Source organism: Nocardia acidivorans NBRC 108247 (genome assembly GCF_001625085.1).
Taxonomy (GTDB): Bacteria; Actinomycetota; Actinomycetes; order Mycobacteriales; family Mycobacteriaceae; genus Nocardia; species Nocardia acidivorans.
In genome coordinates, this window is the sequence record NZ_BDAW01000096.1 from 1 (window position 1) to 21,947 (window position 21,947).

Annotated in this window: 23 protein-coding genes; 10 read left to right on the plus strand and 13 right to left on the minus strand. The window is 67.8% G+C overall.

Translation table 11 applies throughout. From position 1 onward, the window contains the following. Window positions 1-91: 91 nt before the first annotated feature. Together NA10_RS31760 and NA10_RS31765 are read right to left on the minus strand one after the other, a co-directional pair. Window positions 92-1,252 (minus strand): IS110 family RNA-guided transposase, encoded by a 1,161-nt coding sequence (locus NA10_RS31760; protein ID WP_067574400.1) that lies wholly within the window; start codon window positions 1,250-1,252, stop codon window positions 92-94. Then, on the minus strand, window positions 1,230-1,382 hold the full coding sequence (locus NA10_RS31765) for a hypothetical protein (RefSeq protein WP_218021618.1): 153 nt from the start codon (window positions 1,380-1,382) through the stop codon (window positions 1,230-1,232). Before NA10_RS31765 ends, NA10_RS31760 begins: the two co-directional genes overlap by 23 nt. An 89-nt stretch (window positions 1,383-1,471) precedes the next feature. Here NA10_RS31765 and NA10_RS38995 point away from each other — a divergent pair, with 89 nt between their 5' ends. Further along, window positions 1,472-2,248, plus strand: coding sequence for an MmyB family transcriptional regulator (locus NA10_RS38995; protein ID WP_245678101.1), 777 nt, complete (start codon window positions 1,472-1,474; stop codon window positions 2,246-2,248). Here the strand turns inward: NA10_RS38995 and NA10_RS31775 are convergent. Both NA10_RS31775 and NA10_RS31780 read right to left on the minus strand, forming a co-directional pair. Continuing rightward, a complete protein-coding gene (locus tag NA10_RS31775; RefSeq protein WP_067574402.1) occupies window positions 2,214-3,269 on the minus strand; it encodes an NAD(P)H-dependent amine dehydrogenase family protein in 1,056 nt (351 codons plus the stop codon). The two genes, NA10_RS38995 and NA10_RS31775, sit on opposite strands and share 35 nt — an antisense overlap. Before the next feature lie 68 nt (window positions 3,270-3,337). Further along, window positions 3,338-3,559 carry a hypothetical protein gene (locus tag NA10_RS31780; protein WP_067574403.1) on the minus strand — a complete coding sequence of 74 codons (222 nt, stop codon included), beginning with the start codon at window positions 3,557-3,559 and terminating at the stop codon, window positions 3,338-3,340. Between the two features lie 419 nt (window positions 3,560-3,978). Here NA10_RS31780 and NA10_RS31785 point away from each other — a divergent pair, with 419 nt between their 5' ends. The 4 genes from NA10_RS31785 to NA10_RS31800 all read left to right on the plus strand — a co-directional run bounded on the left by NA10_RS31785 (window position 3,979) and on the right by NA10_RS31800 (window position 8,319). Beyond that, entirely contained in the window at window positions 3,979-4,611 is a 633-nt protein-coding gene (locus tag NA10_RS31785; RefSeq protein ID WP_067574428.1) for a TetR/AcrR family transcriptional regulator, read from the plus strand. 88 nt (window positions 4,612-4,699) lie between these two features. Continuing rightward, on the plus strand, window positions 4,700-5,833 hold the full coding sequence (locus tag NA10_RS31790) for a phosphotransferase family protein (protein WP_067574404.1): 1,134 nt from the start codon (window positions 4,700-4,702) through the stop codon (window positions 5,831-5,833). A gap of 35 nt (window positions 5,834-5,868) precedes the next feature. After that, complete coding sequence (locus NA10_RS31795; protein ID WP_067574405.1) at window positions 5,869-6,957, plus strand: TIGR03857 family LLM class F420-dependent oxidoreductase; 1,089 nt, start codon at window positions 5,869-5,871, stop codon at window positions 6,955-6,957. A gap of 156 nt (window positions 6,958-7,113) precedes the next feature. Further along, window positions 7,114-8,319, plus strand: a complete 1,206-nt coding sequence (locus NA10_RS31800; protein ID WP_067574406.1) for an FAD-dependent monooxygenase — start codon at window positions 7,114-7,116, stop codon at window positions 8,317-8,319. Between the two features lie 168 nt (window positions 8,320-8,487). Here NA10_RS31800 and NA10_RS31805 read toward each other — a convergent pair whose 3' ends face one another. The 3 genes from NA10_RS31805 to NA10_RS36160 all read right to left on the minus strand — a co-directional run bounded on the left by NA10_RS31805 (window position 8,488) and on the right by NA10_RS36160 (window position 11,138). Next, a complete protein-coding gene (locus NA10_RS31805) occupies window positions 8,488-9,495 on the minus strand; it encodes a fused (3R)-hydroxyacyl-ACP dehydratase subunits HadA/HadB (RefSeq protein ID WP_067574407.1) in 1,008 nt (335 codons plus the stop codon). 110 nt (window positions 9,496-9,605) lie between these two features. Continuing rightward, a complete protein-coding gene (locus NA10_RS31810) occupies window positions 9,606-10,397 on the minus strand; it encodes an SDR family oxidoreductase (protein ID WP_245678102.1) in 792 nt (263 codons plus the stop codon). A gap of 72 nt (window positions 10,398-10,469) precedes the next feature. Next, a complete protein-coding gene (locus tag NA10_RS36160) occupies window positions 10,470-11,138 on the minus strand; it encodes a TMEM175 family protein (RefSeq protein WP_084515586.1) in 669 nt (222 codons plus the stop codon). A gap of 400 nt (window positions 11,139-11,538) precedes the next feature. On the opposite strand from NA10_RS36160, the gene NA10_RS37275 reads away from it, so the two are divergent. Continuing rightward, window positions 11,539-12,339, plus strand: a complete 801-nt coding sequence (locus NA10_RS37275; RefSeq protein WP_157556871.1) for a hypothetical protein — start codon at window positions 11,539-11,541, stop codon at window positions 12,337-12,339. 94 nt (window positions 12,340-12,433) lie between these two features. Here NA10_RS37275 and NA10_RS31830 read toward each other — a convergent pair whose 3' ends face one another. Continuing rightward, window positions 12,434-13,054 carry a TetR/AcrR family transcriptional regulator gene (locus tag NA10_RS31830; protein WP_067574410.1) on the minus strand — a complete coding sequence of 207 codons (621 nt, stop codon included), beginning with the start codon at window positions 13,052-13,054 and terminating at the stop codon, window positions 12,434-12,436. A 24-nt stretch (window positions 13,055-13,078) separates the two neighbouring features. Beyond that, entirely contained in the window at window positions 13,079-13,753 is a 675-nt protein-coding gene (locus NA10_RS31835) for an SGNH/GDSL hydrolase family protein (RefSeq protein ID WP_245678103.1), read from the minus strand. A 124-nt stretch (window positions 13,754-13,877) separates the two neighbouring features. Between NA10_RS31835 and NA10_RS36170 the strand changes: the two genes are divergently transcribed. After that, on the plus strand, window positions 13,878-14,789 hold the full coding sequence (locus tag NA10_RS36170) for a PucR family transcriptional regulator (RefSeq protein WP_084515587.1): 912 nt from the start codon (window positions 13,878-13,880) through the stop codon (window positions 14,787-14,789). Here NA10_RS36170 and NA10_RS31845 read toward each other — a convergent pair. From NA10_RS31845 to NA10_RS31860, 4 genes are all read right to left on the minus strand, one after another. Beyond that, window positions 14,688-16,007, minus strand: coding sequence for a lipase family protein (locus tag NA10_RS31845; RefSeq protein ID WP_067574412.1), 1,320 nt, complete (start codon window positions 16,005-16,007; stop codon window positions 14,688-14,690). The genes NA10_RS36170 and NA10_RS31845 overlap by 102 nt on opposite strands. Then, the gene (locus NA10_RS31850) at window positions 15,994-17,025 is read right to left on the minus strand and encodes an esterase/lipase family protein (RefSeq protein ID WP_157556872.1); all 1,032 of its coding nucleotides are present in this window, start codon (window positions 17,023-17,025) and stop codon (window positions 15,994-15,996) included. Before NA10_RS31850 ends, NA10_RS31845 begins: the two co-directional genes overlap by 14 nt. A 129-nt stretch (window positions 17,026-17,154) precedes the next feature. Further along, window positions 17,155-17,808 (minus strand): TetR/AcrR family transcriptional regulator, encoded by a 654-nt coding sequence (locus NA10_RS31855; protein ID WP_067574413.1) that lies wholly within the window; start codon window positions 17,806-17,808, stop codon window positions 17,155-17,157. Window positions 17,809-17,933: 125 nt separating this feature from the next. Further along, on the minus strand, window positions 17,934-18,515 hold the full coding sequence (locus NA10_RS31860; RefSeq protein ID WP_067574414.1) for a hydrolase: 582 nt from the start codon (window positions 18,513-18,515) through the stop codon (window positions 17,934-17,936). Window positions 18,516-18,731: 216 nt separating this feature from the next. On the opposite strand from NA10_RS31860, the gene NA10_RS31865 reads away from it, so the two are divergent. The 3 genes from NA10_RS31865 to NA10_RS31875 all read left to right on the plus strand — a co-directional run bounded on the left by NA10_RS31865 (window position 18,732) and on the right by NA10_RS31875 (window position 21,947). After that, window positions 18,732-19,460, plus strand: coding sequence for a 2OG-Fe(II) oxygenase (locus tag NA10_RS31865; RefSeq protein ID WP_067574433.1), 729 nt, complete (start codon window positions 18,732-18,734; stop codon window positions 19,458-19,460). A 241-nt stretch (window positions 19,461-19,701) separates the two neighbouring features. After that, the gene (locus NA10_RS31870; protein ID WP_067574415.1) at window positions 19,702-20,979 is read left to right on the plus strand and encodes a GlnX family signal transduction membrane protein; all 1,278 of its coding nucleotides are present in this window, start codon (window positions 19,702-19,704) and stop codon (window positions 20,977-20,979) included. Window positions 20,980-20,993: 14 nt separating this feature from the next. After that, window positions 20,994-21,947, plus strand: a complete 954-nt coding sequence (locus NA10_RS31875; protein ID WP_067574416.1) for a glutamate ABC transporter substrate-binding protein — start codon at window positions 20,994-20,996, stop codon at window positions 21,945-21,947.

The window sequence follows — 21,947 nt, forward strand, 5'->3', positions numbered from 1 at the left end:
TTGCGGCCGATTGACTCGCTACTGTTGCCTCCGGCCCAAACCAGACATCCATGCCCACCCGCGAAACGCACTGTATGGGCTCCCCTTTAGGTCAAGTGCGGAGTGGGGGCCTGGGGTTAGCCTGTGTGGTGGGTCCGGGTTGTGGCTTGTCCGAAGGACCGGGTTCGGGTTGAAGCTCGGTCGCGCTGGAGTCAGTAGTCGTTCCCGTTTGCCCTCCCGGGTCCGCCCATTCGCGGCGTCGCTGGTCGGCGAGCATGCGTGCGTAGACGACGTTGGATAACCGGCGTTTGAGCGCGCGTAGCGCTTCCATCGACGTTTTGCCGCCTGCTTTGCGGGTGTCGTAGTAGATGCGGCCGGCGGTGTGGTGGCGCAGTTGAACGACGGCCATGATGTGCAGCACTCGGTTGATCTTGCGGTTGCCGGCGCGAGAAAGCCGATGCCGTTGCTGCTGGCCGGAGGACGCGTCCAAGGGCGCGGTGCCGTTCCAGGAGGCGAACCGGTCCCGATTGTGAAAGCGGTGGATATCGCCTGCATCGTCCAAAAGCCTTGCCTCGCTGGAAGGTCCGATGCCATGCAACTGCATCAGGGTGGATCCGCGGGCAGTGACGAGCTGACGGAGTTCCTTGTCGGCGGTCTTGATTCTGCGGTCGATGGTTTCGAGGTCCTCGATCTGCTCGGTGACCAGTCGCAGCTGGATGGCAATAGCCGTGTCCGTCGGGTGGATCGGCGCGATCAGTTCTCGTGCCTGCGGGGCGGAGAGGAATTGTTTGGCGCCGCCGGGAATCAGTTCGAGCAGTAGCCGGTGGATGCGGTTGAGGGTGTCGGTGCGGGCGTGTCCGAGTCCGTCGCGGCGGTCGGCGAGCATGCCCAGTGCGATCAATTCCGGATCAGCGGTGACGCGGCGCAGATTCGGGGCGTGCAGGGCAGCCAACGCGACCGAGTAGGCGTCGACCAGGTCGGTCTTGCGGCCGTTGCCGGTGCCGAACACCCGTACTTGCGCGGAGAGTTTCGAGGGGACGTCGATGACGGTTTCCCCGTCGTGGACCAGGCGGTGCGCCAGGTGGCGGCCGACACCGTTGCAGCCTTCGACCGCCCAGATCCGTGTGTCGAATTTCCTTCCGGCCCTCAGCATTTCCCCGTATCCGGCGGTGTCGGTGCTGTAGCGGCCCGTCTCGAGAACGCGTCCGGTGGAGTCGATCACTTCGATCGTGGCTGAGCGTTTGTGCGGGTCAATCCCGATGATGACGCCCATCAATCCCTCCCAAATCGGCAAAGGCGTCGACGACGCGGATCGTGCCCAGCAGGTTGGTGTCGATGGTCTGCCGCGCGGCGGCGAAGTGTGCGGGATCGCGTAGGTCCTCGAGGATCATGACCCCGGACATCGTCACGATCGTGTCGAGGCTCGGGTGGCTGTGCACGCGGCCGCGACAAGAATCCCTCACCTCAGGTCCTCGAATCACTCGCGCGGGTCTTGGAACTCGACGAACTCGAACAGCACTATCTTCTCGGCCTGACCGCCTCGCGCCCGAGGCCGCATCGGCGGCGCAAGCCTGAACGCGTGCCCGAACGGTTGTATCAGCTCCTGGCGGGGGTGCAGGTTCCCGCGTTCGTGGAAGGGCGCGCGTTCGAGTGCTTGCTTCCAACCGGCTCGCGGTCGCGGTCGCGCCGCGCCTTCAGCCCGGATACAACCGGCTGCGATCGCTGCTGCTCGATCCCGAAGAGCAGGCGTTCCAGCAGGACTGGGCACGCTCCGCACAAGGATTCATCGCCGCCTTCAGAAGCTCCCTCGGCGACGAATGTCGATGACCCGCGCTTCGTGGAACTGGTTGGCGAGCTTGCCCTTTCGAGTGAACGATTCCGAACTCTATGGGCGCGCCACGACATCCGAGACCTCGACGGCGGCACCACCACGGTGAACCATCCCGCCGTCGGTGAACTGCGCCTGCACCGAGACAAACTCCCCGTCGACAATCTGATCCTGGTCCTCTACTACGCCGATCAAGGCAGCGCGAGCGAGGAAAAACTACGCCTGCTCGCCTCCCACGCCCAGAACGCGGTCGGAATCCCTACCCCGCCCAATTCGCCGACAGCCGTCAGCGCAACCCGATTCGCCGGGCAGTGCGAAAGGAATGCGGACAGGGGGAGGTCGTCCTGTACCGCGTATCGCCGACGTAAGTCTCCGGCGCCGCAAGCCGATTCGGGCCGCACTGCGATCAGCGGGCCAGGTCCGGGTGTGCGCGGCCGGTGACCACGGGCAGGTCGACGAAGGTCAGCAGACCCGGTTCGGCGGCGCAGACGTACGGAATCGAGTTCACGCAGTGGGCGGCGGTGGCGACGATACCGGGGTTGCGCTCCAGGCCGGCCGCCACGGTGGTCGGATGCCAGCCGTGGATGGTCACATGGCAGTCGGGGTCGCCCTTGACCTCGACCTCGAACCGGACGCCGCCCTCGCCGAACGTCCAGGGCGGGTCGAGGTGCTCATCGCCCATCATCCAATTGACCGCGACCCGAACGACTTTGGCGTCACCGATGAAGGCCTCCCAGGCGAAGCGCTGGGCGGCGACCTGGCCGGGCTTGATCTCGCCGATGGGCGAATCGATCGGCGAGGTCGCGACCGCCACCTCACGGCTGCCGCGGATCTCGGCGTCGGCGAAGCCGAGGGTGTCCAGGCACATTCGCACCGACTGGTCGAATCCGTTGTCCAGCAACGCCAGCATCGGACCGTTCATCGCCTGCTCGGGTGACTGACCGAAACCCATGAGGTGGCGTACGACATCGGGGGCGTTGTAGGTGCGGATGTCGGAGTACTCCTCACCGCGGACGAATGTGATCGCACTGGACAGGCCCGTGAAGAACAGCGGCTGCTGCTCGGTGGCGCCGCCCGGGTCGATCCCGGTCCCGTGCAAGGTCACGCCGCCCTCGAGGGCGGGGGCCACCATCCGCTCCTTCTCCTGTTCGGTCGGCCAGAACCAGCCCAGCGGCGTGACCACGTTTTTGCCCGAACGCAGCAGCGCCGCAACCTCTTTCGGATTCGGCATGAGCGGCGCGTACAGGACGCAGTCGGCGTCCATGGCGACAATCTCCGCCATACTGCCGGTGGCGATGACACCGATCGGGCCGATCCCGGCGAGTTCACCGGCGTCCCGCCCGACCTTGGCCTCCGAGTGCACCCAGCACCCGACCAGCTCGAGGTCCGGATGCAGCTGGATCTGGCCGATCGCGGCCCGGCCGAGCCCACCGGTGGCCCACTGGATCACTCGCAGAGTCATGGATGGAATAGAACAGGTTCTATTCCATCAGCGTCAAGGCCGGTTCGATCGACATGGGCGCGGACCCGCTATTCGCTCTCCCCCAACCAGTCCGCGCGCAGGCGTTCATAGCATTCCGCCGATTCGTCCTCGGGGCGCGCGCGTCCGAAGTGGGCGTACACATCACCCCACCGGGTCGGCACGATCAGGTGGGCGAACTGGTCCAGCTCAGTCTCGCACCATCGTTGCAACAGCCTGTAGAACTGCTTGACTTCGGCATCTGTCATCGGCACGCCGGAGGTGTCTGCCATGCACCGAGCCTAAGCGCGATACCCGAAGTCTCACACCGGAAATAGTCCCGCCCGGCGCCGATTCCGCCGTCGCCGACTTCGAAGACTCCGGTGACCTGGAGTTCGAAGTTCCGGTTCCCCCTCGCCGCGGAAACCGCCGCCACCCGCGCCCACGCCCTCCCCGACCGCGTCGAGCAGCAGACGCGGCATATCGGCGCTGGGGGCGAGCCGGTTGCCCCCGGTATGCCCGTGGTTGAGGAGGAATCCCTCGACGAGTGGCTGGAATCGACTTGGGGGTCGCCGCCGAACTCCCGCCCAGGAAACGCAAGCCGTGATTCACCCGACCCGCGGCATCTCCATCGCGGGCGGGGCGGGCCGCTATCGTCGGGACGACACTCGGAGATGCCGGGGTTTCAGGATGCGCGGAACGGATGCGGGCGATGAGCGAAGCGGGTTCGACAATGCAGTCCGCGGCCGGAACTCGCCTCAATCGCAAGGGGCGGGAGACGCGGCAGCGGCTGCTCGATATCGCCATCGGCTCTCTCGCGGACGGGTCCGGGGAACCGTTGTCGGCCAATCGAATCGCGCGTGCGGCCGGGGTCAGCTGGGGGACGCTGAAGCATCAGTTCGGGGATATCGACGGGTTGTGGGCGGCGGTGCTCACCGAGTTGACCGATCGCAGCGGCGCGAACAGTCCGGAGATCTGGCCGCGGGTGACCGGGTCCGTCCGGGAGCGGGTGCGGGAGATGGTCGATGCGGTGTGGAACATCCTGGACACCCCCGAAGGGCGAGCGGTGGAGGCGCTGCGGGCCGGACTGCCCAACGGGCAGGAGCGGGTCGAGATCTTCCCGCTCACCACGGCGGCGATGGCCGCGTACGAGAACGCCTGGCTGCGGGCCTTCGAATACTTCCTCGCGGACCTGCCGCTGGACGCGGACAAAGTGCGCGGGGTCCGCACCCTGATTCCGATGGCCATGCGCGGCATCAATAATGAGCGCGGGCTCTCCTCCCCCGCCGACGTGGCGAACGCGCGGGATTGCCTGGTCGATGCGATCGCGGTCTACCTGGGGTGATTCATATTCTTTGAGAACCCTCGTTGACAATTGCGAAGGGGAGGGCCACTGTTACCCCCAGCTTTCGCAACCCAGTCAGGAGTGATCCATGCCTCCTTCTCCCGATGATCAGGGCATGCGCCTACAGCGCAGCAGCCGCGACCCCGCCGCCCTGATCCCCCGCCTCACCGCGTGGCTGGCCACACAGCTGCCGGACCAGGCCGACCCGGCGCTCACCCTGGGCTCCGGTATCGACAGCAACGGCATGTCGGCGGAGACGCTCACCCTCACCCTGAGCTGGCGGGAAGCCGGAGCGACCCGGGTCGCCGATCTGATCGCCCGGGTGGTGCCCGCCCCCGGCGACTTCCCGGTCTACGAGAACTACAGCCTCCCAGACCAATTCGAGGTCATGCGGATCGTGGCCGAAGCGGGCGGTGTCCCGGTCCCGCGCGTGCGATTCCTCGAACCCACCGGCGAGGTGCTGGGCACGCCGTTCCTGCTGATGGACCGCATCGACGGTCAGGTGCCGCCCGATGTCATGCCGTACACCTTCGGCGACAACTGGCTCTTCGACGCCGACCCCGAACAGCGGCGCCGCGTACAGGAGAGCACCATCGAGATGCTCGCGACAGTGCATGCGATCCCGGACGCGGCAATAACTTTCGCCTTCCTGGATCCGAAGCAGCCCGGCGCGAGCGTGCTGGAGCGGAACCTGAACCGGGCTCGGGCGTGGTACGAGTTCGCGGCCCGCGATATCGGCCCGTCACCGCTGGTGGAGCGAATCCTGAAGTGGCTCAGCGCGAATCTGCCCGAGCCCTCGACGTACGACACCGTGCTCTCCTGGGGGGACGCACGGCTCGGCAATTGCATGTACCGGGATTTCACGCCGGTCGCGGTACTCGACTGGGAGATGGCGACCATCGGCCCCCGCGAGCTCGATGTGGCCTGGATCGTGTTCGGGCACCGCGTCTTTCACGCGATCGCGAACAACTTCGGCTTCCCCGGTATGCCGGACCTCATGCGCGAGGAGGAAGTGCGCGCGAGCTATGCCGCGCATTCGGGCGTCGAGCTCGGCGACCTCACCTGGTACACGATGTTCGCCGCGCTGAACTACAGCGTCGTCTTCCTGCGCGCCGGCGGCCGCCAGATCCACTTCGGCGAGATGGAACGCCCCGACGATATCGAGGTGCTGCTGCACCATCGTGCGCTCGTCGAGGAACTGCTCACCGCACTCGGCGCCTGACGCTCTTCCGAAAACTACTGAAAAGAACCACTCTCGTGACAGACCAATTGAACGAACTCGCCTACTACTGCATCACCCGGCACCCCGCCGACGCCCGGGTGCTGCTGCCCGAGGCCCGCGATGCCGAACGCCTCGGACTCGGCTCGTGCATGATCGGCGAGCGCATGACCGTCAAAGACTCCGCCGTCCTGTCCGGCGGCCTTGCCGGATGCACGACCGACCTCGGAATCGCCGCCGCCGCAACCAATCACCACACCCGGCATCCCATGGTGACCGCGACCATCGGCTCCACCATGCAGGCGATGACCGAGGGCCGCTACGCCATGGCGTTCGGCCGCGGTATGGCGGCGAACTGGAAGGCGATCGGCCTGCCCGCCGTCACCGAGGCGCAATTGCGCGATTTCGTCGGCGTCCTGCGCCGCCTCTGGAACGGCGAGACGATCCTCGATCATGCGGGTCCGGCGGGCGCGTGGCCGGTTCTGTACCACCAGAACGGCCTCGACGAAGCGCCGCCGATCGGCTTTGTGGCGGTGGGTCCCAAAACCCTCGAACTCGCCGGTGAGATAGGCGATTTCGTCGTACTGCACACCTTCTTCTCCGATGAGGCGACCGCGAATTCCGTTGCGGCGGTGCGCCGTGGCGCCGAGCGCGCGGGCAAGGATCCGGACAGCGTCCGTATCTGGTCCTGTCTGGCGACCGCCAGCGACGCCCTCTCCGAGGCCGATCAGCTGCGTCGGCGCACCGGCCGCCTGGTGACCTATCTGCAGGCGTACGCCGATATCCTGATCCGCGCCAACGGCTGGGATCCGCAGGTGTGGGAGCGAATTCGCGCCACCCAGCTGTTCCAGGACGCCGCGGGCGCCGGTCCCATCGACGCCTCCGCCTCGGTCGAGGTGCTCGAGCGGTTCGATGCCCTCATCCCCGATGAATGGCTGGACTCGGCCGCGTACGGCACCCCGGAGCAGTGCGTCCGCAAGATCTCCCGCGAATACGATCTGGGCTGCCATTCGGTGATCATGCACGGGGCCAGCCCGCACGAACTGGAATCGGTGGTCGAGGCCTATCGCGCCAACCGCCCGGTGCTGCGCCGCGCCGTCGCGGCGAACCCGGGCAAGTTCGCCTGATCCGATACCCACCGCCCGCCACAAGATCGCGGCCGCACCGATGAATTCGGTGCGGCTTCGCCGTCGATACCTCTGAACACGCCGACGGCGGTGTGCCGGGGCTGGGACAGTTCCCCTACGGGAAGTCCCATCCGAGAAGAACTTTGGGAGGCAGGCGTGAGCGGAAACAGAGTACTGGTGGCCGGGGCGAGCATTGCCGGACCCGCGGTGGCGCATTGGCTGCGCCGGCGGGGGGCCGAGGTGACCGTGGTGGAGCGGGCTCCTGAATTGCGCCCCGGCGGGCAGGCGGTGGACGCGCGCGGGGTCACCAAGGAGGTCATCCGGCGCATGGGCCTGGACGCGCAGGTACGCGCGGCGCGCACCCCGACCGCCGGGGCGTACACCGTGGATGTGGACGGGAAGGTTCTCGAGACCTACAGCGCCGAGGAAGACGGCGGCGACGGATTCATCTCCGAGATCGAGATTCTGCGCGGGGATCTGTCCCGGGTGCTGTACGACGACACCCGGGACGACGTCGAGTACGTGTTCGGCGACCGGATCGCCGACCTCACCCAGGATGCCGAGGGCGTCGATGTGGTGTTCGAGGGTGGCGATCGGCGGCGCTTCGATCTGGTGATCGGTGCGGACGGCCTGCATTCGTCACTGCGCACCATGGTCTTCGGGCCGCGTGAGCAGTTCATCCGGCATCTCGGGCATGTGCTGGCCTTCTACACCGTGCCGAACGAATTCGGGTTGGAGCGCTGGCTGATCGACTATCAGGATCAGCAGTCCGGGCGCTCGGCGGGCCTGCGTCCCATTCCCGACGCCACATACGCGATGGCCATGTTCTCCTTCCCCGCACCCGATCTCGAGGTCGACTACCGCGATATCGACGCCCAAAAGCGTTTGCTCCGTGCGCAAATGGCCGATGTGGGCTGGCTGACCCCGCGCCTTCTCGCGCATCTGGACCACACCCCGGACTTCTACCTGGACCAGGTCGCCCAGGTGGTGATGGACCGCTGGTCGAAGGGCCGGGTCGGTCTGCTCGGCGACGCGGCCTTCAGCTCGTCGCCGATGTCCGGGCAGGGCACCGGCCTCGCCTTGATCGGCGCCTACTTGCTCGCGGGCGAGCTGGCCGCCGCCGACTGGGCTCCCGAGGCCGGATTCGCCGCGTACGAGGCGCGCATGCGCTCCTTCGTCGAGGCGAATCAGGAGATCGGCCGCCAGCACGCGCGCAGCCGTGAGGTCCCCGCACCCGACGCCGACCCGAATGCGGAGCCCGAGTGGGATTTCGAGCTCATCGACCGCGCGATCAACGGGATCGAGTTGCCCGACTACGAGGGCGTCCCGGATCACGTTCCCTCGCACCGCGTTCCACGCTGACCCGAGCGCCGTTCGGTAACCCGAAGCGATTGCGCTCGGGTCGGCCGAACGGCGTCAGGGAGTTTCAGTTCCGCGCTCGAGCGTCTCGATAGCCCGCTTCATCTCGGCGATGCCGAATTCGGTGTTGACAACGATTTCCCGGCGGATGGTCGCCACGCGAAATCCCCTCTAGCCCAGTCGGATATCCGTGGTGGCCAGGCCGAAGATCTTGCGACCGGCGGATTTGGCGATGAGAACGACCGTGGCGGTGCGGGTGTGCGGATCGATCGATTTGATTCGGCCGCTGAACTCGATGCCCCCGGCCGAAACCGCTTCGACCACCGCGTAATTCGACAGGCGCGCGCTGAATCGGAGCAGGGCGCCGGGATCGCCGAGCCAGTCGGTGACGAAGCCCGCTCCGATGCCCATGGTGAGCATGCCCTGCGCGATCACATCGGGGAGTCCGGCCAATGCGGCGACCGCCTCGTTCCAGTGGATCGGGTTCACATCACCGGCGACTCCCGCGTAGTTCACCAGATCGCCGCGGGTGATCTTCACCGTTCGCGGTGGCAGTTCGTCACCGACTGCGATGTCCTCGAAGCGGATCGCCGTGTGCGGCACGCGTGTTCGCGAGACCGTCGAGTAGCGCGGGGCGGCCCGCTCCGCTTCGGTCACCGGATGTGCGGCGGCGGCTTCCAGTCCGCTCATGACCACGCCCTCGAGGGCGGTGCTGATATCGGCGTCGACGTCGGCGCCGGTGATGCCGACGACCGTGGTGTGCATGATCTGCACGATGTCTCCGGCATCGTCGGTGAAGGTGTTGGTGATGGTGAGCAGGTCCTTACCGGCGATACTGCGGACCGAGGACAGTTCGACATCGCTGAAGAGCCGGTCCCCTGCCAGCAGGGGTTTGTGCATTTCGAAGACCTGATCGGTGTGCACGAAGGTGTCGTAGCCGGTCATCACGTTCTCCAGCAGCGCACGATTGGCCCGCATGGCCACGATCGAGGCGAAGGTGGTCGGCGCGATCACCCCGTCGTATCCGAGCCGCGCGGCCCCGGACTCACTCCAGTGCGCCGGATGGAAATCCTGCACGGCCCGCGCGTACTCGCGAACCTTCTCCCGGCCCACCTCGTAGTAGTCGTCCACGCGATAGCGATAGCCGACCAGCCCGGCAGCATCGAATGCCGTCTCCATCAATGCGTCCCTTCGTCGTTCCACCGGCCTCGAATCCCCGCCCCGGTCTGTTGGCGGGCATCACTCTTCCACATCCCTTTCCGGGGCGACCGGGGGCGGCCGAAGATCAACTAACGCCAATGGTGGTCACCGAGTGCGGCCGCCTCGGACCCACCGTCGGCGAAGATCACCTGTCCGGTGACGAATTGATTCTCCGCGCTCGCCAGCCAGCAGATGAGTTCGGCCACCCATTCCGGACGGCCCGGGAATCCGCCGAAGGGTTGCGGCGCAGCGCTTTCCACGGCGGCACGCACGGCATCGTCGGCGAAGATCCAGGCGGCCGCGGGCGTATCGACGACGCCCGAGGCGACGACATTGAGCGCAATGCCCGCCCCGGCCCATTCCGCGGTCGGCGCGGCCCGTCGCACCCAGCGATTCAAGGCCCGCTTGGCCACTCCGTACCCCGCCGTCACACCACCGGCCGAAGGGTTCTCGGCCAGGTACGCGACCGCGGCCGCCTCGTCATCCTCCAGACACGCTCGCATCAGGTATTCGTCGGCGGGCGCGAGTGACGAGGTCGACGATACGACGACCGCGCGGGGCGCGGGGCTCTGCGCCAGCAGCGGGCGCAACCCGCGCAGGGTCGCCACCGCCCCGAAGTAGTTCGTCTCGAGCATCCCGGTCTTACCGCCCCCGGCGATGGCGAGCACCGCATCGATCGGCCCCAACGCGCCCACCTGGTCGACAAGGGATTGCCGCCCTTGGGGTGTCGACAGATCCGCGTGCACATCGGCTCCGGCGAGATCGCATCCGACAACAGTCGCACCGCGCTCGCGGAGCAGCTCCGCGGTCGCCGCGCCGATACCCGACGCCGACCCGGTCACCACATACGTCCGCCCGCCCGAACCCGCCCGTGACATCATCGCGTCCTCTCTCGCACAACTCGTCCGAGATAATCGCACGACGCGATTCCGTGCGACGCCCGGCGGTCGGCGTCATTCCGTCGGTCGGTGCGGAAGCTCGGCGCAGGGGCGTAAGCGTTCGACGAGGGTGCCGCCGAAATAGGCGATGCCGGGGGCCGCGAACCACAGCGGCCAGGCCGATGGGGTCAGCCAGACCAGGGCGGCGGTGAGCAGGAAGAAGAGGGTAACCGCGCCGGACGCTCCGGCGCTCGCCCTGATCGCGGGCGGATCCGCGCCGGGCGCCAGTATCGCTCCGCGCCAGGCGGATTCCTTCATGACCGCTTCGCTGCCGAAAAGGGCTGCGGCGGAGAGGGAGAAGAGGCAGGCGGCGAGTTCGTTGTCCGGGGCATTGCCGAACACCGCGGTCGGGAAGGGCAGGAAAGCGGCGAAGAGCAGTAGGGGCGCGTGCAATCCGACGGTGACACGGTCCAAGCGGTCGATTTTGTCGATGAGGATGTGGAGCCTGCGCCAGACCGACCACAGCAGGAAGAACGCGAGCGCGAACGCCACGAAGGAGGCCTTCTCCTGCCAGCGGAAGTCCGCGAGCGCGTGCGGCGTCTCCAGCGCCGCCCCTTCGGGCCGCTTGATTTCGATGACCAGCAGGGTGATCGCGATCGCCAGCACGGCGTCGGCGAAGGCGCCCATTCGATGCGCGTCGAAATCGCCTTGCTCCCAGCGGTTTCGCGTCCGATCGCCGGACATGCCCGCACCCCGATGTGCTCCGCGCGGCCGAGAAAGGCGAGCAGGCGCTCGGGGGCGGGGGCGTTTTCGGCGATCGGTCGCGCGGGGCCGAACATGCCGGGGCGGCGGAAGGCGTCGAAGTCCATGGCGCGCATGGTGTTCAGCAGGTTCTCGGCCTGCTGCTCGTCGATGAGGTGCCGCTGGGCGGTGACGACGGCCAAATCCATGGCGCCGCAATCGTCGGCATCGCGACCCCGATCGCTCGGTGCCCGGCTAGCCGGTGCGCACACGGAGTCGGGACGGAGCGAATCCTTCTGTTGGGTAAGGGGTTCGGGGTAGGATCGGCGGCAGCGTGGCCATCGCAGGTTCGGGTCCGCTCCCGAGAGGCTCGACGGTGGTTCGCCGGATCGAGGGTGTGCCGATGGCCGATTTGCGTGCTTATGCAGTCTTGACCGCGGTGCCCGCACTGCTCGCGTTCGGATCCGGCACGGCCGCGACGCAACCCGCGGACCGTCCCCAGCCCGGCCCCGGTCAGCTCGAAATACACACCGCGGCAGGAGATCCCAGCTCCCCGCAGCCGGTCGCCGAACCCCTCCCCGCGCCGGAGCCGCAGAACCAGGCCCTGACCTCGCTGGACGGCGTGCAGCAGCAGATCACCACCGCCCTCAACGGCATTCCCCTCCCCCGGGCCGATTCGACCGGGACCGGCGCGGTCATCGGCGCCATCATCGGCAAAGTCGCGGTCTTCCCCCTCGAGATCGTGGGATGCGGCGTCGGCGCGACGGTCGGCGCTCTCGCGGGCGGGGTCATCGGCGCTCTCCCGACCGTCGGCGCGGGCGCGCCCGTCGGCGCGGTGGTCGGTGGCGTGGCGGGTTGCCTCCTCGGCGGACTCGCCGTGGCCATTCCCGTGGATGTGGCCGGTCTCGTCGGCGGTGCGGTGCTCGGCGGACTCGCCGGGGCCGCCGTGGGCGGCGCGGCCAACCCGTCCCCGGCCGCGGCAGTCCTGCCCGTCACGAATATCGCAGCGCCCCAAGTCGATCCGGCACCCGAGCCGATTGCCGCCGCTGCGGATTCCCTCGCCACGATCCGCCCCGACACCACAGTGGCCGTCGCCTCACTGCGCACCGCCATCGCCCAGCTGCCCCCGCTCGCCCCCGATGCGCTCGGGCCACTCACGCAACCGGCCAACGATCTACTCGCGGCGGTTCAGGCAGCATTCTGACCGCGATCCGGCGGCCCGCGCTCGACGACCGGTTTGCCCGGTGTGCCCCGTGACAGGTGTCGGCCCGTAGGGCAAGGCCCAGGATCCCCCGCTCTCACACTGAAATCAGAAAGCTCTCCACGACGCGGCGGATCTTGTCCGCGGCGGTCGGATCGCCCAGGCGCAGGGCGGTATTCGCGGAGAGCAGGACCGCCGAGATTTGGAAGGCGGTCAGCTCGGGGTCGAGTGGGGCGATCTCGGCGGCGTCGACCGCGCGACCCAGCTCATCGGCGAGCAGCGATACCCATTCCCGCTGATTGCGGATGAGGGCGTCCTGGATCGGACCGGGCCGACTGTCATATTCGCTGAGGTTGGCGGCCTGAAAGCAGCCGCCTTCGAACAGCGGGGTGGTGGCGTAGCCGATCCAGCGGTCGATGAGTTCGCGGAGGCGTTGTACGCCATGGGGTTTGGCGCGGGCGGGTTGGCTCACCTCGGCGATGAAGCGCTCGCGGGCGTGGTCGACGGTGGCGAGTTGGAGTTGTTCCTTGGTGCGGAACAGGGTTTGGATACCCGCTTTGCTGAGGCCGACATCGGCGGCCAGGCGGCCGAAGCTCAGCGATTCGAGGTTCTCCAGGGAGGCGATATCCACCGCGCGAGCCAGCACCAGTTGGCGGGTGCGAGCGCCGCGCAGCAGGCGTTTGTCGGTGATCTCACCGGTGCCGGGCGAACTGTCCATACGGTCGATCGTACTCCTGGACCGCTACGCGGAGCCCAGAACGAAGGCCAGCTGCCGCACCAGCAGGCCGGCGATGACCGCCTGACCCGCGGTGGAGAAGTGGATCCCGTCCGCGCTGAGCAGGTCCGGGCGGTCATTGAAGGGATGGCATTCGCAGTCGGCGACCACCCCGCCGTATTCGGCCGCGAGTTCACGGGTGATGGCATTGAGTCGGCGAACACGGTCCGGGAAATCGGGAAAGACCGGAACCACATAGGCCCGGCCCAGGGCGAACGCGGCGAGTTGCGCGCCCGTGCCCGCGGCGAATTCCCACATCCGGCGCAGCGTGCCTTCGATCTCGTCCCAGTCCGGGTGGCGGCGCACGATATCGTTCGCCCCGCTGGGCACGATGAGCAGATCCGGTTGGAAGGCAAGGATTTCCGGCGTCTGTTCCGCCAGCGCCTGGCGCGTGGTGGCGCCGACGCGACCGGTGTTGAGGTAGGCGAGATCCGGATGCACGGTGTGCAGGATCCGCCGAAGGCGTTCGGGCCAGCCGAGATTCAGATATCCGGGTGCGGGGTCGCCGACACCGAGCGAGAGGCTGTCGCCGAGCGCGGCGAAGCGCCGCCAGGGCGCGTCGAACAGGAGGGCGGCCGCGTCGGTCGGAGAGAGGCAGTACGGGTCGGTGGCCTCGACGATCGAGGGTACGAGAGCTGTCATACAACTAAGCATACGGTCGTACGTATCCACGATACAAGATGATTCGCTTGCCTGCACGAGGTGACGCGCATTACAGTTACGCACCAGTAGGAACGCCAGCGTTCCCTGAAAAGTGGAGTCGCACATGCCAACACCCGCCCGCGTGGATCAACCGTTCCCGGATACGAACGCCATAGCCGAGACCTGCCTCGAATTGCGCGCGGGGGCGCTCGAAGTCGCGGTCAGCGCACGGCGGCTGCTGGAGGCGCTCTCGGCGGTCGATGCCACGCTCAGCACGGCGGCACCGGCCGAGCCCCTCACACCCGCGGCGGCCCTACTCGCCGGGCATGCCGCGACCGCGGCCCGGCCGCACGGGGCCGAGGCGGCGTATCACGTACTGGCACTGAGCATCCCGGCACATCCGGGCGAACGGCATCCGGCCGTCGACGGAGAATTGGTGGCGCGCCGGCGCTTGCGCTGCGTACAGGCCGAGTTGGCTTCGCGCTGCGCGAACCGGGCGCTGTGCACCCTCGGCCCGGACGGCGGGACGGTGCTGCTTCCGGAATCGGCTACGGAGGCAACCGAACTCGACGCGATCATTACCGGCCTGTCCGCCGTGGCACAGGTGCGCGTGACCGCCACCGTCATGTACGCGGCCACCCCCGATGTCCCCGGTGCGGCCGAGCAGGCGCACGAACTTCTCGATATCGTGCACCGGCTCGGCTGTGCGCCCGGCCTGTACCGGTTCGACGATCTGGCCATGGAGTATCAGCTGACCCGCCCCGGCCCGGGACGGGAATACCTCGGCGCACTGCTGGATCCGCTGGACGAGTACCCCGAACTGCTCGAGACGCTGCGCCGCCATCTGGGCAACGACCTGAATCGGCGGCGCACCGCGCGCGGACTCGGGGTGCACGCCAACACCATCGACTACCGGTTGAAGCGGATCGGGCAGCTAACCGGCTTCGACCCCGCGCAATCCGCGGGTTTGTGGTACCTGCGCTCGGCGCTGGTGGCGCGCACCTATCGGGCCGCCGGTGAGCATGCGCCACAGTAGAACCAGGAAATCCCGGTGCTGCGGCCGCGCGCGCTCCGACAGCGCCACCGACCACACCGTCCGCACCCCGGGCGGATCCAGCGCCACGCCGTCGAATCGGTCCGCGAGCCAATCGATCATGGCCGGAGCGCCCAGGAATTGCAGCGGCAGATGCATACTCAGCCGGTCCCGCACGTAATGCACGTGCGCGCCGTGCTCGAGATAGCGCGCCACCTGCGCGTCGATATCGGCGACCGCGATCACCTCGTCATTGACCGCCTGCAGAATGAGCATCGGCATGGCGGGAGCCTGTGCGCCGGGCCGTATTTCGGCCAGCACCGCCAGCAGTTCGGGCTCGGCGAGCATGGCCGCCAGCCCCGCCCGGGTATGTCGATCCGCGTCGCGACCGGCGAAGCGCGCCAGCAGCGGAAGGGTGGCACTGTGCTCCGCCCGTGCCAGCAGGGTCCGGTATCGTTCCGAAAGATGTTCGCGCAGTAGCTGTTCCAGCTGCGGATAGGCTCGGGCCAGCCCGGCGGTGAACACCATGGCGAAGCCCGCGAAGGGCGACCCGTTCAACCGGACGAAGGCATTGGCGGGATCACCCACGGGCGATCCCGCGACCGCGCCGACGATCGCGAGTTCGGGCGCGTACTCCGCGGCCTGTTCGGCCGCCCACGCGGTGGCCAGTCCCCCACCGGAGTAGCCCCACAATCCGATCGGCGTCCCGGCGTGCAACCCGAGCGGAGCGAAGCGCAGGGCGGCCCGCACAGCGTCCAAGGCCCGATACCCGGGCTCCCGGGCCGCCCCGAAATGCCCGCCCAGACCCTCGTGATCGGGTACCGACACCGCCCAGCCCCGCGAGAGCGCGGCGGCGATGAGCGGCAACTCCAGCTGCGGAATCGAGCCCAGCGCCCGCGCGCCGTGCCGTAATGCGTAGGAGGGGAAGCATTTCGACGCGATGGCGTCTATCGCGCAGTGGAACGAGAGCAATGGCCGCGGCGTCCGCGGATCGGCTCCCCACGGCAGCAGTACGGTGGTCACCGCCGCCTCGGGCCGCCCGGACAGATCGGTGCTGCGATACAGCAACTGCCAGGCCGAGATCCGTTGCGGTACCGCACCGAACAATCCGATGCGCACCGCGCGTGAGCGCAGGATGGCGCCGGGTTCGATGCCGCTCAGCGGTACCGCGGTGCGATAGAACGGATCCCGGTCCGGTAGCAGGGGTTCAGAGGTGCCCATCGCCACCGATCACCCAGGGGTTGAAGGTGCAGTCCAGGTCCGGATGCGCGGCGGGATCCAAGGCGCGCAACACGATCGACGCCGCCCGGGGCGAGTACAGGATGGTGAGGTGATCGGACAGATCCGCCTCGCAATCCTGTTGCAGGGTCACATTGTCGACGGTGGCATCGGGTCCGGGGGTCAGGAAGGTCCACTCGTACGGGTTGGAGACCTCATCGTGCCGGGTGCCGATGGCGGTGTACTCGACCCCGGGCACGGTATCGCCGTCGGCGTTCAACCGCCGGTAGAACGGTGAACCCACGACCTGCTCGATATTGGACACCCCCAGCAGCGGCTCGTAGAAGCCGAGAATGTTCACTCCCCGCTCGGTGATCCAGCGCCCGAGCGCGGCAACACCGTCCAGCGAGGTGCCGTGGCTGGTCGCGCCCAGGGTGACGACCTTGCCGATCTTCCCCTGTCCGCCTTCGAATCTCAGGTACTGACCGGTGACCGGACCGCCCTGGGAATGGGCGACCACATCGACCTGCGCGGCGCCGGTTGCCGCCAGCACCCGATCCACGAATCGCGCCAACTGCTCGGCCGAATCCTCCATGAGCCCGACGCCGTAGCGGCCCGGCAGCACCGCGCCGACACCGCCGCCGTTCAGCACACCCTGACGGCCGTAATTGAAGGCGAAGACGCATATTCCAGCGCGAGCGATCCGCGGGGACAGGTACGCGAAGCTGTCGTAGGCGTTCAACCAGGTGCCGTGCAGCAGCACCACCGGGCGCGGATGCGCGGCGCTCGGGGTGCAGTTCCAGTCATTGGCCCCGGGCGGCGCGAGGTCGGGATGCAGCAGCCCGTAGCCGAAAGCGGCCAGATAGGTGGAGGTCTCCGGACCGGTTCCGCTGGTATCGGAGGCGATACTGGTCAGGCCCGCGGCCGGTTCGGCGTGCGCCGGACCGCCCGCGACCGTCACCCCCACCGCGGTGATCCCCGCGCACAGGGCACTTCCGAGTATTCGCATCATGGGCTTCATCGCACCTCTCCTACGTCCAATTCCCTTGTGACAGTAGGTTTCTGGTGCGTTCGATGTCACTGCGCCTGTGTCAGATGACAAACCGGGATGCGAACAGGATCCCAGCTTTTGTGCTGCGGTACAGTCCGATCACTCCGGCGGGCGCACCAGCGCGAGGGCGGTGCGGGTGAACAGCGGTGCCAGCGACGGTAATTGGCTGGCGTCCCGCTCGTGCAGACAGGCGCGCACCCGGTCGTCGATACCGCCGAGCAGCATATCGATCAACTCCGGATCCGGATCGCCGGACAGCTCCCCGTCCCGGACCCCGATTCGCGCCACCGCCAGAATGTATTCGGCGAACCGCCGGTGCACCCGCGCGCGATGCGCCACCAGCCCCGGCCCCGCGGCGAGGGTCTCCACGTACAGCGCCCGGGTGGCCGCCGGTTGTGCGGCCAGGACGGCCATATAGATATCGAATGAGATCCGCACCCGATCGGCGAAACTCACCCCGACCAATCCGGTCACGGTGTCCTGCAATTGGTCCAGCGCGGTGTTCACCGCCAGGTCGTAGGCGGCGGCGAAGCATTCGTCCTTACCGCCGAAGACCGCGTAGAAGGTGCGGCGCGCCACCTGCGCGCGGCCGACGATATCGGCGACCGTGGTGGCGGCGTACCCCAGCTCCCCCACCGCGTCCAGCACGGCCACGCAGAGCCGCTGGAACTGCGAATTCTCCACCTGCTCCCGGCTCAACCCATGCCGCCCGCGCGGCAACGGCCCCGGCACCCCCACACCCTCCACACTCACGGAGCCCACAATATGGCCCCGACTCCCGCGCCGTGCCGGGACCGCCGCTCGAGCCGGTACGAGCGCGGCTGTTCCTGCTCGTGGAGGCCGCGTCCACCGCGGTTCCAGCGCTCCCGGGACCGCGATCAGCGGGCTTGGAGCTCTTCGAGAATCTGGTCCGTGCCGGCCACCAGGCCCAGGCGGGGGAAGATCCTGGTGGTGGCGTGCTCGTGGGAGGCCAGGTCACGATCGGCGGTGGCGTCTTCCACCACCACGACGTGATAGCCGTGTTCGTGCGCGGCGCGGGCGCTGGATTCGACGCCGATGCTGGTGGCGATGCCGGTCAGCACGACCTCGGTAATGCCGCGGCGGCGCAGCTGCAAGTCCAGTTCGGTGCCGTAGAACGCGCCCCACTGGCGCTTGGTGATCTGGATGTCGGTGGACCGCACATCCAGCTCGTCGACGAGCTCATCCCAGCCCTCGGGGAAGGCCGCGCCCTTGGGCATGGGATTGGTGATCCGGCCGGGCGCGGCGTCCGCACCGTCGGCGGCGAAGGAGACGCGCACCAGTACGACGGGCAGATCATGCTCGCGGAAGGCACGGGCCAGCGCGACGGAGTTCTTCACCACGACCTCACTGCTGTGCGGGAGGGTCGGCATACCGACCACCCCACGCTGTAGATCAATGATGACGAGGGCGGTACGCGGGTCCAGCAGGGCCGATGACAAGGGGCGATTCCTTTTCCGAGAGGGGCTGCGCGGGCACGCCGAACCGTGGGTGGCCGCACCGCGCAGCTGGGAGGAGATCGTAGGTACGCACTGCGCGGGCGAGCCCGCCCTTCGAAATTTGCACCGAATGCAGTGACCGATTTCCGCCGGTCTCGAGCCCTGCGCTGCGGCAGATTGGACTCCGGAATCAGCACAGCCACGCGGAAGGAACGATCCATGACGGTGACCATCGCGACCCCGGCAGCTCGGGCCGAGCGCGTCGGCGCGCAGGACTGGTCCGCGCTCGCGACCGAGTTGGACGAATACGGGCATGCGCTCATGGGCCCGCTGCTCACCCCGCGGGAGTGCGGCGAACTGGCGGATCTGTACGAGCACGAGCGGCACTTCCGCTCCACCATCGATATGGCCCGGCACCGCTTCGGCTCCGGGGAGTACCGCTACTTCACCCACGCGTTGCCCGATCCGGTCCGTGAACTGCGCGCCGCGCTGTATCCGAAACTCCTTCCCATCGCCCAGGATTGGGCCGCGCGGTTGCGCCGTCCCGGCAGCTGGCCGCATCGGCTGGAAGACTGGATCGCCCAGTGCCACAGCGCCGGACAGACCAAGTCGTCCCAGATCCTGCTGCGGTACAGCGCGGGCGACTGGAATGCCCTGCACCGAGATCTCTTCGGCGACATGATCTTTCCGCTCCAGGTGGTGATCGGCCTGGACACCCCCGGAGTGGACTACACCGGCGGTGAGTTCCTCATGGTCGAGCAGCGCCCGCGCGCCCAATCCCGGGGCTCGGCGATCGCGCTGCCCCGGGGACACGGCCTCATCTTCACCACCCGGGACCGTCCGATTCGCGGTGTGCGCGGCTGGTCCGCCGCGCCCATGCGGCACGGGGTGAGCACGGTGCGCTCCGGCCGGCGGCGCACCCTGGGTCTGGTCTTCCACGATGCCTGATGCGCGGGCCGCCCACCCGGACTCCGGCGGCTCCGCCCCGTAATAATCGCAATTCTCGTACCGCGAGGTTTCCCCGCTATTACCCTCCGCTGAATCCGAATTTCACCCGCCGGACGATATTGTTCGGATGCCTGAAAAGTGTGCTTCGGCAACTGAATCCGACTGGTTGGATCTCGATCGACACAACCAGTCGGCTCCCGTACCATCGCCCTACCGGGAGCAGAGCCGGTGAAACGGGGGCATGGGTGTGAGGAGTCGGCTACCGACTGCCCTCCGCAATGGTGCGGAGTGGGCGCGGCGTTTCGCGCGAACGGCGCCGGGAGTACTGAGTGCGGTGGTCGTGGGACTGGTGGCGCTCAGCGTGATTTCGGGGTTGGTGTGCGCGAATCAGCTCGGCGAGAAGCTGACTCGGCGCGATACCGTGCTGACGCACTCCGAACCGCTGGCCAATGCGGCGCAGCGTCTGTATGTGGCGCTCTCGGCGGCCGATGCCACCGCGTCGTCGGCATTCCTGTCCGGCAATGTGGAATCGCCGGAGGTGCGCACGCGGTATCGGCAGGCGCTCGCCGATACCGCGGCCGCGCTGGCCGAGGCCACCACGGGGGCCTCCGATCAGCAGACCCGCGAGATCGTGGCGAGCATCTCCGCCGATCTGCCCAACTACACCGGTCTGGTGGAGGCGGCGCGCGCCAACAATCGGCAGGGCCTGCCGGTGGGCTCGGCCTATCTGAAGCAGGCGTCCGCGCTCATGCAGGGTTCGCTGCTGCCCGATGCCGAACGGCTGGAACACAATCGACTGGCGACCCTGCGCGGGGATCAGCGCGCTATCTCCACGCTGCCGATCACGAGCGTAGTTCTGCTGCTGCTCCTGCTGGCCGCGTTCGGCGCGGGATCGGTGATCCTGCTGCGCCGCACCAATCGCCGGGTCAATCTCGGCGTGGGCGCGGCGGCGGGTGCGACCGCGGTGGCGCTGCTCTGGATCGCCGTCGCCTCGATCGCCGCGACCGGGGTGATCGATACCGGCTCCGACGGTGCGACCGCGCGGTTCGAGACCCTGGTCCGGGTGCGAATTCTCGCCCAGCAGGCGCGCACCGAGGAAACCCTGCAATTGGTCACCCGCGGCGATATCGACGAGAGCGAGAAGCGCTTCGGCTCCCTGGTCAATGAACTGCGCGACCGGCTCACCACCGTCAGCGATACGAATTCCGCTGCGGCCAAGGCTTTCTCCAGTTGGCAGGACGGTCACACCGCCGAGATCCGGGCGTATAACGGCAATGACTACAACGCCGCCGTCACCCAGGCCGTCGGCGGTGCGCCCGAGAGTTCGGCGACCCGCTTCACCACCCTCGACGACGCCCTGCGCGCCGAACTCGACACCACCCGCCGACAGGTGCGCGACGGGGTGGACGGCGCGGGGGATGCTTTCCTGTTCAGCCAATTCGGCACTCTCGCACTGCTGCTCGCGGCGGCGGCGGCCACGGCGGGCGGCATCTGGCCGCGGTTGAAGGAGTTCCTGTGAGCACGCGCCTGCGAATGCTGCTGCTGGCCACCGTGGCCGTGCTGGCCGCCGGATGCGGGCAGACCCCGGAGTCCGCGCCCATGCAATTGCCGCTGGACAATCTGTTGCCGCCGGGGGCCAAGACCATTACCAGCGCACCCGATCAGCGGGGTAACGGCTGCGGTGATCCGATCGCCAGCCTGCGACCCGGCGCGCAACCCAGCCCCGGCAATATGCCCGCGGGCAGCGCGATGGCGACCATTGCGAAGAACGGCAATCTGCGCGTCGGCGTCGACCAGAACGCCTTCATGTTCGGCTACCGCAATCCCGCCACCGGCAAAATCGAGGGATTCGACATCGATATCGCCCGCGAGATCGCCCGGGATATCTTCGGCGATCCGGACCGGGTCGAACTGCGGCCCATCGTTTCCACACAGCGCCTCTCGGCCCTGCAGAACGGGGAGGTCGACATTGTGGTGCAGACCCTCTCGCCGACCTGTGTCCGGCGCAAGGATATCGAGTTCTCGACCAGCTATTTCCAATCCGATCAGCGACTGCTGGTGGCGAACAACTCCGGAATCCACTCGGCCGCGGATCTGGCGGGCAAACGAGTTTGCGGCGTCAATGGCACGATTACGCTGGGACCGGTCCTCGCGCTGCCGCAAAAGCCTACCGTTATTGCCATGAACAACTGGCTGGACTGCCTCACCGCGCTACAGCAGGCGCAGGTAGATGCCGCCAGCACCGATCTCCCGATCCTCTACGGACTCCAGCAGCAGGACCCCAACCTGCAGGTGGTCGGCGAACCGCTGGCGGTGGACACCTATGCGGTGGGGATCGGGCAGAAAGCCAAGGATCTGGTGCGCTTCGTCAATGGTGTGCTGGAGCGGGTCCGCGGCGACGGCACCTGGCAGCGGCTGTACAACAGCAATCGGCTGACGGTGCTCGGACCGGCGCCCGCGCCACCCGCACCCGTGTATCTGGGGTGA

Excerpts from the sequence above, each read along its gene's own strand:
- NA10_RS31760 (WP_067574400.1), bottom strand. The coding sequence starts at position 1,252 with ATGGGCGTCATCATCGGGATTGACCCGCACAAACGCTCAGCCACGATC.
- NA10_RS31765 (WP_218021618.1), bottom strand. The coding sequence starts at position 1,382 with ATGTCCGGGGTCATGATCCTCGAGGACCTACGCGATCCCGCACACTTC.
- NA10_RS31775 (WP_067574402.1), bottom strand. The coding sequence starts at position 3,269 with ATGACTCTGCGAGTGATCCAGTGGGCCACCGGTGGGCTCGGCCGGGCC.
- NA10_RS31780 (WP_067574403.1), bottom strand. The coding sequence starts at position 3,559 with ATGGCAGACACCTCCGGCGTGCCGATGACAGATGCCGAAGTCAAGCAG.
- NA10_RS31785 (WP_067574428.1), top strand. The coding sequence starts at position 3,979 with ATGAGCGAAGCGGGTTCGACAATGCAGTCCGCGGCCGGAACTCGCCTC.
- NA10_RS31790 (WP_067574404.1), top strand. The coding sequence starts at position 4,700 with ATGCCTCCTTCTCCCGATGATCAGGGCATGCGCCTACAGCGCAGCAGC.
- NA10_RS31805 (WP_067574407.1), bottom strand. The coding sequence starts at position 9,495 with ATGGAGACGGCATTCGATGCTGCCGGGCTGGTCGGCTATCGCTATCGC.
- NA10_RS31810 (WP_245678102.1), bottom strand. The coding sequence starts at position 10,397 with ATGATGTCACGGGCGGGTTCGGGCGGGCGGACGTATGTGGTGACCGGG.
- NA10_RS36160 (WP_084515586.1), bottom strand. The coding sequence starts at position 11,138 with ATGTCCGGCGATCGGACGCGAAACCGCTGGGAGCAAGGCGATTTCGAC.
- NA10_RS37275 (WP_157556871.1), top strand. The coding sequence starts at position 11,539 with ATGGCCGATTTGCGTGCTTATGCAGTCTTGACCGCGGTGCCCGCACTG.
- NA10_RS31830 (WP_067574410.1), bottom strand. The coding sequence starts at position 13,054 with ATGGACAGTTCGCCCGGCACCGGTGAGATCACCGACAAACGCCTGCTG.
- NA10_RS31835 (WP_245678103.1), bottom strand. The coding sequence starts at position 13,753 with ATGACAGCTCTCGTACCCTCGATCGTCGAGGCCACCGACCCGTACTGC.
- NA10_RS36170 (WP_084515587.1), top strand. The coding sequence starts at position 13,878 with ATGCCAACACCCGCCCGCGTGGATCAACCGTTCCCGGATACGAACGCC.
- NA10_RS31845 (WP_067574412.1), bottom strand. The coding sequence starts at position 16,007 with ATGGGCACCTCTGAACCCCTGCTACCGGACCGGGATCCGTTCTATCGC.
- NA10_RS31850 (WP_157556872.1), bottom strand. The coding sequence starts at position 17,025 with ATGAAGCCCATGATGCGAATACTCGGAAGTGCCCTGTGCGCGGGGATC.
- NA10_RS31865 (WP_067574433.1), top strand. The coding sequence starts at position 18,732 with ATGACGGTGACCATCGCGACCCCGGCAGCTCGGGCCGAGCGCGTCGGC.
- NA10_RS31870 (WP_067574415.1), top strand. The coding sequence starts at position 19,702 with ATGGGTGTGAGGAGTCGGCTACCGACTGCCCTCCGCAATGGTGCGGAG.
- NA10_RS31875 (WP_067574416.1), top strand. The coding sequence starts at position 20,994 with ATGCTGCTGCTGGCCACCGTGGCCGTGCTGGCCGCCGGATGCGGGCAG.